This is a genomic window from Micromonospora sp. WMMD1219, from assembly GCF_049315215.1.
In the GTDB taxonomy this organism is placed as follows: Bacteria; Actinomycetota; Actinomycetes; order Mycobacteriales; family Micromonosporaceae; genus Micromonospora; species Micromonospora tulbaghiae.
In genome coordinates, this window is the sequence record NZ_CP186057.1 from 5,810,469 (window position 1) to 5,822,918 (window position 12,450).

The following is a 12,450-nucleotide window of genomic DNA, read 5'->3' on the forward strand; positions in this document are numbered from 1 at the left end:
CCTTCGCACCGGCCGCCGGCGCGGCACCCTCCGCGCCGGCGGCCCCGCCCCACGTATCCGCATCGAGGAGTTCCCCATGTCCCACCACGTCCCGAACGCGCCCGACCGGCCGACCACGGATCCGGTGTGGACACCGATCCTGACCGGTCTGCACGCGACCGCGCTGGACTGTCTCCAGACGAGCTTCGCCCTGCTGGCCGACCACGCGAACGGGTCCGGCAGCCACCTCGCCCTCGGCGCCCGGTACGGGTTCCGCACCCGGGACCAGGACGGCCTGGTCACCGTCGAGGCGACCTCGGACGACCGGGCCACCGAGGCGGTCGACCTGCTCGGCCTGCGGGTCGAGGGCCGGTGGATGCAGCTCGACGGCCCGCAGGTACGCCGGCTGTGCGCCCCGGGCCAGCCGCTCTACGTCACCGCCGACGCGTACGACCTGCCGTGGTGCCCCTACCACGAGCACGAGCACATGCGGCACAGCTTCCTCGTCACGGCCGCCGGGCCGGACGAGGTCACAGTGGTCGACGCGTACCACAACGACACCGCCTGGGGGCCCGCACGGCCCGGTGTGTGGCGGCTGCCCGACGCCGCGTTCGACGCGGCGCTGGCCGGGGGCGCGCACACACTGGCGGTGACCGCGCACCCGGCCCCGGCGATCGACGTGCCCGCCATGCTCGCCGGCAACGCCGCCCGGGCCGGACGGGCCCGCCCGGAGATCGACAGCTACCTGGCCCGCACCGCCGCCGCCCTGGACACGGTGGCCGGGCTGCACCGCTTCGTACTCGACGTCTGGCTGCTGGCTCGCGCCCGCGACCTGCACGAACGCTGGCTCGCGGCGGTCGCGCCGGAGGCCGCCGCCGCGCTGGCCGGGCAGGCCGCGCGCTGGCAGCAACTCGCCACGCGCAGCTACGTGGCGTTGCGGCGGGCCCAGGCGGGCCGGCCGGCCGCGCCGGAACTGGCGGACGCGCTCGGCGCGCTGATCGCCGACCACCTGGCCGCGCTGGAGTCGATCGCCGGACCGGCCGCCGGGACCGTCGACGACGCCGCACCGGCCGCGCCGGACCGGGCCGGTGACGACGGCGTACGCGCGGCGGTGCTCGGCGCGCTCGGCGACACCCTGGACCTGGACGGTTCGGCCCTGCGCACCACCGACGTGCTCCGGGAACTGCCCGGCTTCGACTCGTTCCGGCTGGTCGACGTCATCGACCGGGTCGAACGTCGGCTCGGCGTCGAGGTTCCGGCCACCGCGCTGTCCGCGGCCGACCTGCGCGACGTCGGCTCCCTGTGCGCCATGTTCGGCGCCGCCACCGGAGGTGCCCGATGAGTACCGAACTCCTGCACGACCTGCTGGACCGCACCGCCGACGCGCGCCCCGACGCGCCCGCCGCCGGGGACGGGACCGTCGAGCGCACGTACCGTCAGGTGCGGGCGGACAGCCTGCGCCTCGCCGGGTGGCTGCGCGGGCAGGGCGTCCGGCGCGGCGATCGGGTGCTGGTGGCGCTGCCCACCGACGCGACCCTGCCGGCGCTGCTGTACGCGGTCGCCCGTACCGGCGGTGTCTTCGTCGTCCTGCGCACGCCGGCCCCCGAGGTCGCCCTCGCCCACGTGCTCGACGACGCCGAGCCGGGCCTGGTCCTCACCGACGACCCGGTCCTGGCCGGCCTGTCCCGCGCCCGCGGCGTCCCGGTGCGCGGCGCGGACGAGGCACGCCGCGCCGCGTCCGCCGCGGCGATCAGCGGCACGCCCACCGGCCCGGCCCCGCTCTCGGTCGACCCGGTCTGCCTGATCTACACCTCCGGCAGCACCGGCATGCCCAAGGCGGTGGTCTCCACGCACGCCCAGGTCACGTTCGCGGTGCGGGCGATCCAGTCGGAGCTGCGCTACCGGCCCGACGACGTGGTGCACGTCCTGCTGCCGCCCTCGTTCGACTACGGCCTCTACCAGATCTTCCTCAGCACCGTCGCCGGTGCCCGGCTGCGCCTGGGCGACGCCGGGGACACCGGTGGCCGCCTGCTGGCGACACTTGTCGAGTCCGGCGCCACGGTGCTGCCCTGCGTACCGTCGCTCGCGATCAACCTGCTGCGGCTGCTCGGCCGGGCCGGCGCGCCCCGCCCGCCGCTGCGCCTGCTCACCAACACCGGCGCGGCCATGCCGCCCGAGGTGCTGGCCGGCCTGCGCCGGCTGCTGCCCGGCCTGGCCGTCCAGCTCATGTTCGGCCTCACCGAGTGCAAACGCGCGGCGATCATGCCGCCGGACGCCGACCTGCGCCGGCCCGGCGCCTGCGGGCGGGCGCTGCCCGGCACCGAGATCTTCACGGTGGACGCCGAGGGGCGGCGCCAGCCTCCGGGCGTCCGCGGCGAGCTGGTGGTACGCGGCCCGCACGTGATGGCCGGCTACTGGCGGCGGCCCGAGCTGACCGCCCAGCGGTTCCGCCGCGCCCACGGACTGTTCCCGCAGCTGCACACCGGCGACCACGGTCACGTGGACGCCGACGGGTACGTCCACTTCGCCGGCCGCCGCGACGACGTCTACAAGGAGAAGGGCACCCGGGTCAGCGCCACCGAGGTGGAGGCCGCCGCGTACCGGGTCGACGGCGTGGACGCGGCCGGGGTGCTGCCGCCGGCCGACGGTCGCGACGGCGCGACGCTGTTCGTGGTGGCCGAGCTGACCCCCGCCGACGTGCTGCGCCGGCTGCGGGAACAGCTGGAGGAGATGAAGGTGCCGGCGCACTGCGTCGTGCTGCCCGACCTGCCACTGACCGGCAACGGCAAGGTGGACCGGCGGGCGCTGGCCCGGCTGGCGGGTGAGCACGATGGCTGACCTGCCCTTCGACACCCCGGCGTACCGCTACGACCTGGCCCGGGTGCGCGCCAACCACGCCACCCTGGTCGCCGCGCTGCCCGCACCGAGCCGGCTGTTCTACTCGCTCAAGGCCAACCCGCACCCGGCCCTGGTGGCGGCGCTGCACACCGCCGGCTGCGACGCGGAGATCTGCTCCGAGGGCGAGCTGGCCGCGGCACTGCGGGCCGGTGTGCCGGGCGACCGCATGCTCTACACCGGACCGGGCAAGCGCGACGCCGAGGTGGCCGAGGCGGTGCGCGCCGGTGTCCGCTGGTTCTCCGTCGACTCGCCCGAGGGCCTGGACCAGGCCGACCGGATCGCCACCGCGCACGGCGTGGAACTGCGGTGCCTGCTGCGCGTCAACGACCGGGTGCCCAACCCGGGTCAGGGGCTCACCATGACCGGCGTCGCGTCCCAGTTCGGCGCCGACGCCGACTGGATCGAGCGGGAACCCCAGCGGTTCCGCTCCCGCCCGTCGGCCCCGGTACGGGGATTCCACCTCTACACCGGCAGCAACGTCGACTCGGTGGACGCGCTGGTGGCCCAGTTCACCGCCGCGGCGCGTACCGCCCGGCGGCTGCGGGACCTGCTCGACGTCGACCTGGCCCTGCTCGACCTCGGCGGCGGCTTCGGCGCGCCGTTCGCCCGGCCCGGCCACAACGCGGACCTGACCGGCCTCGCCGACCGGGTCGCCCCGGCCCTGGACGAGCTCTTCCCCGGCTGGCGCGACGGGGCGCCGACAGTCGCCTTCGAGTCGGGCCGGTTCCTCACCGCCACCGCCGGCACGCTGCTGACGCGCGTGCTGGACGTCAAGCGGTCGCAGGGCACGCCGGTGGTGGTGCTGGAGTCCGGCATCAACCACCTCGGCGGGATGTCCGGCCTGCGCCGGCTGCCGCCGCTCGTACCCGCCCTGCACGCCGCCGACGGCCGCGACGGCCCGCCGCTGGAGGCCGCGATCGTCGCCGGGCCGCTGTGCACGCCGCTGGACACCTGGGCCCGCGCCGCGAACCTGCCCGACGTACGGCCGGGCGACGTGCTGGCCGTGCCGAACGTCGGGGCCTACGGGCTCTCGGCCAGCCTGCTGGCCTTCCTCGGCCACCCCGCGCCGGTCGAGGTCGTCTGCGACGGCGACCGCGTCGTCGAGACGTCCCGGCTGACCCTGACGCGGCACCCGGTCGACGCGCCGGGCGCCACTGCCGAAACCCGAGAAGAAAGGTGACGTCAATGAACGCCGAATTCACCGAGTTGCTCCGCCCGTTCCTCAAGTTCGCCGGCCCGGACGAGATCACCGAGGAGTCCCGCCTGCGCGACCTCGGCCTGGACTCGATGCGCGAGATCGAGCTGCTGTTCGCCATCGAGGACACGTTCGGGGTCGCCGTGCCCGACGACAAGCTCGTCGACTCGACCTTCGCCACCGCCGGTGGACTGTGGAGCGTGGTCGAGGAACTGCGCACCCCGGTCGGCGGTGGTTCCCGATGACCGCGCCCGCCGGGTACGCCCCGGCCGTCGAGACCGTCGCCGACGTGGCGGCGGAGCACGCCCGGGAGGCCGACGAGAACGCCGTCTTCCCGACCGAGGCGCTGGCCGCCATGCGCCGTACCGGGCTGCTGGGGCTGCTGGTCCCCGAAGCCGAGGGCGGCGCCGGCGGTACGCTGCCGGACCTGGTCGACGTCACGCTGGCGCTGGGCCGGGTGGACATGTCGGTGGCGATGGTCTTCGCCATGCACTGCCAGCAGGTCGCCGCTATCACCGCGTACGGCGGGGAGAAGCTGCGCGCCGAGGTGCTGCCGGCGGTGGCCCGGGGCGAGCGGTATCTCGGCTCGGTCACCACCGAGGCCGGCAAGGGCGGTCACCTGATGACCGCCGAGTCGGCGCTGGAGCACGACGGCGAGATGCTGCGCGTCGACCGGCAGGCGCCGATCGTCACCGGCGGCCCGTACGCCGACGCCTTCCTGATCACCACCCGCGCCCCGGGGGCCGACTCGGCCGCCCAGGTGGACCTGGTCTACGCCGACCGGGACCAGGTGGAGATCGAGGTGACCGGCGGGTGGCGCCCGCTGGGCATGCGGGCCACGCACAGCGTGCCGATGCGGCTGCGCGGCGCGGTGCCGCAGTGGCAGGTGGTCGGCGAGCACGGCGGCTTCCGGGAGATCGCCACCACCGTCTTCGCGCCGCTGGCGCACGTCGGCTGGGCGGCGGCCTGGATCGGGGCGGCGGCCGGCGCGTACGGCCGGGTGCTGCGGCACGCCCGCAGCGAGGCGGGACGGCGGCAGTTCGCCCCCTCCTCCGAGCTGGTGCTGCTGCGGCTGGCCGGCATCCGCGCCCGGCTGGACGCGGCGCACGCGCTGCTGCGTCACACCGTCTCGGTGGTCACCGACGCGCCGGACATGTCGGCGGCGCCGGTGCAGATGCTGCTCAACACGCTGAAGATCCGCGCGGCCGAGGAGTCCTTCGCCGCCGCGCACGAACTGGTCGAGCTGGCGGGGCTGCGGCACGGCTACCTGACCGACTCGCCGCTGACGCTGGAGCGCACGTTCCGGGATCTGCGCTCGGCCTCGCTGAACTACGCCAACGACCGGCTGCGCCTGGCCAACGGGGCGCTGTCGCTGCGCGACCCGGGGGTGCGTCTTGCCTGAGCCGACGACGCCGAGGACGCCGACACCGCCGCCGACGATGCCGCCGCCCGGGGACCAGGCCGCCTCCGTGCGGGCTGCGCTGTCCGGAGTGGACCTCGGCGACCCCGGCGCCGTGTGGCGCGCGCTGGGCGCCGCCGGGATCGTCGAGGCGCTCTACCCGGACGGCGTGCAGCCGGACCCCCGGCGGCTGTCGGTGCTGCTCACCGAACTGGACGCCCGGTGCCCGCTCGGCGTGACGCTGTCGGTCTGCGTCCAGGTCGCCACAGTGCTGCCGCTGCTGGCCGGCGCGACCGGGCCGGCGGAGCGCGCGCGGCGCGGGATGCTGCGCGGCGAGACGGTGGTGGCGCTGGCCGTCACCGACGCCGGCGGGTCGGGCTCGGACCTGCTCGACGCCGCGACCCGGGTGAAGCTGGGCGACGACGGCGCCGTCCTGGACGGCGGCAAGGACTGGATCACCAACGCGACGAGCTGCGACGCGGCGCTCGTGCTGGCCCGGCACCGCGAGGCGCGGCACTTCACCAGCTTCTGCTGGCTGCTGGTGCCGGCCGGCGCGCCGGGCGTGACGGTCGGGTCCGCCGGCCGGGCGTTCGCCGGGTCCGGCGTGGGCCACCTGCGCTTCGCCGGCGTGGCGCTGGGCCCGGACGCCGTGCTGGGCCGCCCCGGCCGGGCGCTGGCCGGGTTCGCCCGGCAGGTCGGCGTCGAACGGGTCGCCGGGGCGCTGTGGGCCCGGGCGATGTGCCACCGGATGCTGGCGGGCCTGCGCGACTGGCTGCGGCGGCGACCGGCCGGGGCGGGCACGCTCTGGGACCGCCCGGCGGTCCGCGAGCGGTACGCCCGATGCCTGGTCGCCACGCACCAGCTTGACGCGCTGTGCGCGCCGCTGCTGGACGCGCCGGCCGCCGTCCCGTCCGCGGTCACCGGGATGCTGCTGAAGGTCAGCGCCGCCGAGACCGTGGACCGGGTCGCCGCCGAGGCGGTGCGCCTGCGCGGCGCGGACGCGTTCCGCGACGGCGGGGAGGCACAGCTGCGCACCGAGGCGGCCATGTTCGGCATCGCCGGTGGCGCCACCGGCGCGATGCTCGCCGGCATCGCCGACCACGCCGACGAACTGGCGGGCGCGGTGACCTGAGCGCGGCGTCCCACGCCGGCGGCGCCGCAAGACCGATCGACGACAGCACAGTGAAGGGAGCAACGCCGTGAGTCTCTACTCCTGGTTCGAGCGGACCGTCGAACGCGTGCCCGAGGCGGTCGCGCTGGAGGTCGGCGGGGAGCCGGTGACCTACCGCCGGCTGCGCGACCTCGCCGACGGCCTCGCCGGGCGCATCCACGCCGAGGTGGGCCGGCGCCCCCGCGCGGTCGGCCTGCTGGCCGCCCGCAGCCTGCCCGCGTACGCCGGTTATCTGGCCGCGCTGCGCGCCGGAGCGGTGGTGGTGCCGCTCAACCCGGCCTTCCCGCCGGCCCGCACCGCCCGGGCGTGCCGGGACGCCGGCGTGGACGCGCTGGTGGTCGACGACGCCGGCGCCGCGACGGCGGCGCAGGTCGCGGGCGACGCCGTGACGGTACGCCTCGACGGCGCGCCGGGCGTCCCGCCGCCGGCCGCCCCGGTGGCGCCGGACGACGTGGCGTACCTGCTGTTCACCTCCGGCTCGACCGGGCGGCCCAAGGGCGTGCCGATCCGCCACCGCAACGTGGACGCGTTCCTCACGCACTGCCGGGACCGCTACCCGGTCGGCCCGGGCGACCGCCTGTCGCAGACCTTCGACCTGACCTTCGACCCGTCCGTGTTCGACATGTTCGTCGCCTGGGGTGGCGGCGCCACGCTCGTGGTGCCGCAGCCGGACGAGGTGCTGACGCCGGTGCGGTTCGTCAACGAGCGGCGGATCACGCACTGGTTCTCGGTGCCCTCGGTGGTCTCGCTGGCCCGCCGGATGCGGATGCTCTCCCCCGGCGCCATGCCCGGCCTGCGGCACAGCCTCTTCGCCGGGGAGGCGCTGACGCTGGAGCAGGCGCGGGCGTGGGCGGCGGCGGCGCCGGGCAGCGTGGTGGAGAACCTCTACGGTCCCACCGAGCTGACCGTGACCTGTACCGGTCACCGGCTGCCCGCGGATCCGGCGGCCTGGCCGGCGACCTCGAACGGCACCGTGCCGATCGGCGACGCGCACCCCGGGCTCGACGCGATCCTGCGCGCGGAGGACGGCACGGTCGGCGGTGACGACGGCGAGCTGTGCGTGCACGGGCCGCAGCGGTTCGACGGCTACCTCGACCCGGCCGACGACGAGGGCCGGTTCGTCACGGACGCCGGCCGCCGGTACTACCGCACCGGTGACCGGGTCCGCCGCGAGCACGGCACGCTCGTGCACCACGGGCGCCTGGACGACCAGGTGAAGCTGCGCGGCTACCGGATCGAGCTGGGCGAGATCGAGATGGTCCTGCGTGGCCACCCGGGCGTGCAGGACGCGGTGGTGCTGGCGTTCGGCGCGGGCGACGACGTCTCCCTGCGGGCGGTCTACACCGGCGCCGACGGGATCACCGACGAGCTGACCCGCCGGTGCGCGGACCGCCTGCCCGGCTACATGGTGCCGGCCCGGATCCACCACGTGGCCGCCCTGCCCACGAACGCCAACGGCAAGACCGACCGGCGCCGGACCGCCGACCTGGTCGGCAGCGCGACGAGAGGAGCACGGTGATGACCGGCACAGGGAACGGACAGGACCAGGAACGGGCGTTCCGCTCGGTGGCCGGGCGCTTCGCCACCGGCGTGGCCGTGGCGACAGCCGTCGGACCCGACGGCCCGGTGGGGATGACCGTCAACTCCTTCACCACCGTGTCGCTGTCGCCACGGATGCTGCTGGTCTGCCTCCGGCGGGACTGCCGGCTGCTCGGCGCGGTGCGGCGTACCGGCCGGTTCGCGGTGACGGTGCTCGGCGACGACCAGCGCGAGGAGGCGGCCTGGTTCGCCAGTCGGGGCCGGCCGGCGGGCGCCGACGGCTTCGCGGGTGTGGCCTACGACCACGAACGGGCGACCGGCTGCCCGCGCCTGACCGACGGGGTGGCGTACTTCGGCTGCGAGGCGGTCTCCGCCGACCCGGCCGGTGACCACGCGGTGCTGATGGGCGAGGTCCGCTCCGCGGGCCTGCTCCGGCCGACGCCGCCGCTGCTGTTCGTGGACGGCGACTACGCGCGGCTCGCCGCGCCGCGGGAAGCGCAGGTGGCGCGATGAGCATCAGTGCCGCTCCCGGCGACCTGCGCCACCTGAGCCTGCGCGCGGCGCGGGCCGGTGCGGACGCGATCCGCGAGGCGCGGGGCCGGGGCCTGCAGACCGAACACAAGGGCGGCGCGGCCCAGGATCCGGTGACCAGCGCCGACCACGCCAGCGAACGGGCCATCCTCGGCCTGCTCGCCCGCGACCGGCCGCAGGACGCCGTCCTGGCCGAGGAGTCCGGGGCCAGCGACGGCTGTTCCGGCCTGCGCTGGATCGTCGACCCGCTCGACGGCACGCTGAACTTCAGCCACGGCGCGAGCCGCTACGCGGTCAGCATCGCGGTGGCGACCGGCTGCGACGTGGGCGACGGGCAGGTGGTCGCGGCCACCGTCCTGCAACCGGCCACCGGCGCCTGCCTGGTGCTCGACGACGGCGGCGCGCTCGACGGCGACGCCCCGGTCGCGGTCAACCGCGAGGCCGAGCCGGGGCACGCCCTGGTGGCGTTCGCGGTACCGAACGCGCCCGGTCCGCGGCGGCGGGCGTACCAGGCGCTCGTCGGCGTCGCGCCGCGCGTCGCCGACCTGCGCAACACCGGCTCCACCGTCTGCGACCTGGCCGCGGTGGCCCGCGGGGAACTGGACGCGTTCCTCAGCTTCGACCCCGCGCCGTGGGACATCGCGGCCGGGGCCGCGCTGGTGGAGGCCGCCGGCGGCGTGAGCCGGCGGTGGCGCCACGACGGGTTCGAGGTGTTCGGCACCGGCGCGCCGGCCGTGGTGGCCGCGCTGGCCGGCTGGCTGGGCGACAGCCGCACGGACGGCCGCGACGGCACCGACGAGGAGAGGGGAAGCGACGATGACCGGCAGCGATGAGTTCCGACTGGCGCTGGTGGGAGCGGGCCGGATGGGCCACCACCACCTGCGGGCCCTGGCCGACCACCCGGCGGTCCGGATCCGGTACGTGGTCGACCCGGTTCCGGCGGCACGGGAGGCGGTCGCCGCGGCCGGGCTGCCGGCGTACCCGAGCGTGGAGGACCTGCTCACGGACGCCGTGCCGGACGGTCTGCTGGTGACCGCGCCCACCGGGCGGCACGGCGCGCTGGTCGCGGCCGCGGCCAAGGCCGGGCTGCCGGTGCTGTGCGAGAAGCCGGCCGGGCTCGACCCGGCCGAGGCGGCCGAGGCGGGGCGGGTGGCCGCCGCCGCCGGGATCCCGTTCCAGGTCGCCTACTGGCGCCGGTTCGTCCCGCAGCTGCACCGGCTGCGGGAGCGGATCGCCGACGGCGAACTGGGCGAGGTCCTGTTCGTGGCCGCGGCGCAGTGGGACGGCGAGCCGCCCGCGGCGGCGTTCCGCACCGGCAGCGGCGGGATCTTCGTGGACATGGGCGTGCACGAGTTCGACCAGATCCGGTGGCTGACCGGGCAGGAGGTCGACCGTGTCGCGGTGCAGCCGGCCGGGCCGGTCACCGACCCGGCGGTACGCGGCCGGGACGTGGACAGCGCCCAGGCGTTGCTCGGCCTGTCCGGCGGCGGCACCGCGCTGGTCTCGCTCGGCCGGCACCACCGGGGCGGCGACATGGCGACGGTGGAGGTCTTCGGCACCCGGGACCACGAGCGGCTGACCTTCCTCGACCCGGCCGACGGGGACGCCACCATGTACGCGGCCCTGGCCCGCCAGGCGGAGGACTTCGCCGGGCTGGTCCGGGAGGGCCGGTCGGCGGGCGCCGGGGTGGCGGACGCGGTGGCGGTGCTCGACGCGGCGCGGCGGGCGACGGCGCAACTCACCCGGGGTCACGAAGTACACACCGATCGGTGACTACTTGCACCATCTGGGAGCGCGGTATTCCCCAGCCGAAGGTGGGAAATCCATCGGTACACCACACTGTGGACGGTACTGCGGAGCGGGGGAATGCATCGATGCGGTTCAGTGTTCTCGGCCCGCTGACAGTTCATGTGGACGACCGCCCGGTCACGCTCACCGGCACCAAGCCCCGCCTCCTGCTCGCCGTGCTGCTGCTGAGCCCGGGACGCACGGTCGCCACCTCCCGGCTGGTCGACGGCCTGTGGCCGGACTCGCCGCCCGCGTCGGCGGTACGCAACCTGCGCACGTACGTGCACCGGCTGCGGCAGGCGCTGGACCGCGGCGGCGACTCGGCCGGCCGGCTGGTCCACGACGGCACCGGCTACCACCTGCGGGTCGACGAGGACGAGTTGGACCTGCTGCGGTTCCGGCGTCTCGCCGACGAGGCACGCCGGGCCGCGCGGGGGGACCGGCCGGAGGCCGCCGCCGACCTGTTCGACCGGGCGGTCGAGCTGTGGGGCGGGCACCCGCTGGAGGACCTGGCGGATCCGGGCACCGACCTGGGCGCGACCGTAACGGCGTTGCGGGAGCAGCACCGGGAGATGACGACCGAGCTGATCGACCTGCGCCTGCGGCTGGGCCAGCCGGCCCGGGTCATCCCGTCGCTGCGCCGGCTGGTGGCCGAGGAGCCGCTGGACGAACGCCGGCAGGCGCAGCTGGTGACCGCGCTGACGCAGGAGGGACGCGTGGCCGAGGCGCTGGCCGTCTACCAGCAGGCCCGGCGCGGCATCGTCGACGAACTGGGCGTCGACCCCGGTCCCACGCTCCAGGGCGCCCTCCACACGGCGCTGGACGCGGACTCCGCCGAGGCCCGCCCGCCGGCCGGCCGGCCGACGGCCGCCGGCGCCGGACCCGCGTCGCCGCCCGGCCCGCCGCCGAGCCCGCAGGCCCTGCCGATGAAGCCGCCGTCCCTGGTCGGCCGGGACACCACCGCGGGCCAGCTGCGCGCGATCGCCGAGGGGATCGCCGACCCGGCCGACGCCGACGAGCACGCCGGGGTCGTGCTCGTCTCCGGCGCGCCGGGCGTCGGCAAGTCCTCGTTCTCCGTGACCAGCGGGTACGACCTGGCCGATCTCTTCCCCGACGGTCAGCTCTTCGTCAGCTTCGACAGCGGCGACGAGCCGCCGCGCGGCAGCGGGGAGCTGATCCGGGAGCTGCTGGTCGAGCTGGGCGTGCCGCTCACCGACGTATCCGAGGACATCCGGGAACGCTCCGCCGCGCTGCGCTGCGCGCTCGCCGGCCGGCGGCTGCTGCTCATCATCGACGACGTCGACTGCGCGCAGCAGGTGCGCCCGCTGCTGCCCGGGGCGGGCCGCAGCCTGGTGCTGATCAACAGCCGGCAGCGCCTGCTGGACCTGGACGTGGGCTGGCGGTTGACGCTCGGCTCGCTCGACCGGGCCGACGCGGTGGAGCTGCTGGCCACGATCGCGGGCGAGCGCCGGGTACGCGAGCAGCCGGAGGTGTTCGGCCGGATCGCCGCGGCCTGCGACCAGCTGCCGCTGGCCCTGCGGATCGTCGGCAGCCGGCTCGTCACCCAGCCCGACGTCGCCCTGCCCGGCTTCGCCGCGCATCTCGAGGACGAGGAGAACCGGCTGTCGGAGCTGTCCGTCGGGGACATCTCGGTGCGCGACAGCCTCTCGGTCAGCTACCAGGCGCTGGACGTGGACGCCCGCCGGGCGCTGCACGCGCTGGCCCGCGCCGACTCGTTCATCACCGCGTCCAGCGCGGTGGAGATCCTGCGCCTGCCCCGGCAGCAGGCCAACCGGATGGTGGAGCGCCTGATCCAGCACAACCTGCTGGTGCCGGTCGACTCCGGCGCCCCGGGCGAGCGTTTCCACCTGCCGGAGCTGCTGCGGATCTTCGCCCGCGAGTGCGTGGACGCGCACGGCCGGCCGCTGCCAGCGGCCTGAGCCGCCGTCC

At 76.2% G+C, this 12,450-nt stretch carries 11 protein-coding genes; all 11 read left to right on the forward strand.

The features are described 5' to 3' along the window. Positions 1-76: 76 nt before the first annotated feature. The 11 genes from ACN27C_RS27195 (at position 77) to ACN27C_RS27245 (ending at position 12,440) form a co-directional block, all read left to right on the forward strand. Entirely contained in the window at positions 77-1,321 is a 1,245-nt protein-coding gene (locus ACN27C_RS27195; protein ID WP_120570340.1) for an acyl carrier protein, read from the forward strand. Then, positions 1,318-2,817 (forward strand): class I adenylate-forming enzyme family protein, encoded by a 1,500-nt coding sequence (locus tag ACN27C_RS27200; RefSeq protein WP_393155799.1) that lies wholly within the window; start codon positions 1,318-1,320, stop codon positions 2,815-2,817. The genes ACN27C_RS27195 and ACN27C_RS27200 overlap by 4 nt, the downstream gene beginning before the upstream one ends. Beyond that, entirely contained in the window at positions 2,810-4,057 is a 1,248-nt protein-coding gene (locus ACN27C_RS27205) for an alanine racemase (RefSeq protein ID WP_357895998.1), read from the forward strand. Before ACN27C_RS27200 ends, ACN27C_RS27205 begins: the two co-directional genes overlap by 8 nt. 5 nt (positions 4,058-4,062) lie before the next feature. Continuing rightward, positions 4,063-4,317 (forward strand): phosphopantetheine-binding protein, encoded by a 255-nt coding sequence (locus ACN27C_RS27210; RefSeq protein ID WP_114920141.1) that lies wholly within the window; start codon positions 4,063-4,065, stop codon positions 4,315-4,317. Then, positions 4,314-5,474: an acyl-CoA dehydrogenase family protein gene (locus ACN27C_RS27215; protein WP_120570343.1), complete on the forward strand. Its 1,161-nt coding sequence runs from the start codon at positions 4,314-4,316 to the stop codon at positions 5,472-5,474. The genes ACN27C_RS27210 and ACN27C_RS27215 overlap by 4 nt, the downstream gene beginning before the upstream one ends. 67 nt (positions 5,475-5,541) lie before the next feature. Continuing rightward, entirely contained in the window at positions 5,542-6,603 is a 1,062-nt protein-coding gene (locus tag ACN27C_RS27220; protein ID WP_162959109.1) for an acyl-CoA dehydrogenase family protein, read from the forward strand. A 67-nt stretch (positions 6,604-6,670) separates the two neighbouring features. Then, positions 6,671-8,161 (forward strand): amino acid adenylation domain-containing protein, encoded by a 1,491-nt coding sequence (locus ACN27C_RS27225; RefSeq protein ID WP_422749028.1) that lies wholly within the window; start codon positions 6,671-6,673, stop codon positions 8,159-8,161. Continuing rightward, positions 8,161-8,694 (forward strand): flavin reductase family protein, encoded by a 534-nt coding sequence (locus ACN27C_RS27230; RefSeq protein ID WP_422749030.1) that lies wholly within the window; start codon positions 8,161-8,163, stop codon positions 8,692-8,694. Before ACN27C_RS27225 ends, ACN27C_RS27230 begins: the two co-directional genes overlap by 1 nt. Further along, the gene (locus ACN27C_RS27235) at positions 8,691-9,545 is read left to right on the forward strand and encodes an inositol monophosphatase family protein (RefSeq protein WP_422749032.1); all 855 of its coding nucleotides are present in this window, start codon (positions 8,691-8,693) and stop codon (positions 9,543-9,545) included. Before ACN27C_RS27230 ends, ACN27C_RS27235 begins: the two co-directional genes overlap by 4 nt. Next, entirely contained in the window at positions 9,529-10,485 is a 957-nt protein-coding gene (locus ACN27C_RS27240; protein WP_121684143.1) for a Gfo/Idh/MocA family oxidoreductase, read from the forward strand. The genes ACN27C_RS27235 and ACN27C_RS27240 overlap by 17 nt, the downstream gene beginning before the upstream one ends. Positions 10,486-10,586: 101 nt before the next feature. Beyond that, positions 10,587-12,440: an AfsR/SARP family transcriptional regulator gene (locus tag ACN27C_RS27245; RefSeq protein WP_357896014.1), complete on the forward strand. Its 1,854-nt coding sequence runs from the start codon at positions 10,587-10,589 to the stop codon at positions 12,438-12,440. The last annotated feature ends 10 nt before the right edge of the window (positions 12,441-12,450 follow it).

Bases quoted from the DNA above. Each gene is read 5' to 3' on its own strand.
- ACN27C_RS27195 (WP_120570340.1), top strand. From the start codon at position 77: ATGTCCCACCACGTCCCGAACGCGCCCGACCGGCCGACCACGGATCCG.
- ACN27C_RS27200 (WP_393155799.1), top strand. From the start codon at position 1,318: ATGAGTACCGAACTCCTGCACGACCTGCTGGACCGCACCGCCGACGCG.
- ACN27C_RS27205 (WP_357895998.1), top strand. From the start codon at position 2,810: ATGGCTGACCTGCCCTTCGACACCCCGGCGTACCGCTACGACCTGGCC.
- ACN27C_RS27210 (WP_114920141.1), top strand. From the start codon at position 4,063: ATGAACGCCGAATTCACCGAGTTGCTCCGCCCGTTCCTCAAGTTCGCC.
- ACN27C_RS27215 (WP_120570343.1), top strand. From the start codon at position 4,314: ATGACCGCGCCCGCCGGGTACGCCCCGGCCGTCGAGACCGTCGCCGAC.
- ACN27C_RS27230 (WP_422749030.1), top strand. From the start codon at position 8,161: ATGACCGGCACAGGGAACGGACAGGACCAGGAACGGGCGTTCCGCTCG.
- ACN27C_RS27235 (WP_422749032.1), top strand. From the start codon at position 8,691: ATGAGCATCAGTGCCGCTCCCGGCGACCTGCGCCACCTGAGCCTGCGC.
- ACN27C_RS27240 (WP_121684143.1), top strand. From the start codon at position 9,529: ATGACCGGCAGCGATGAGTTCCGACTGGCGCTGGTGGGAGCGGGCCGG.
- ACN27C_RS27245 (WP_357896014.1), top strand. From the start codon at position 10,587: ATGCGGTTCAGTGTTCTCGGCCCGCTGACAGTTCATGTGGACGACCGC.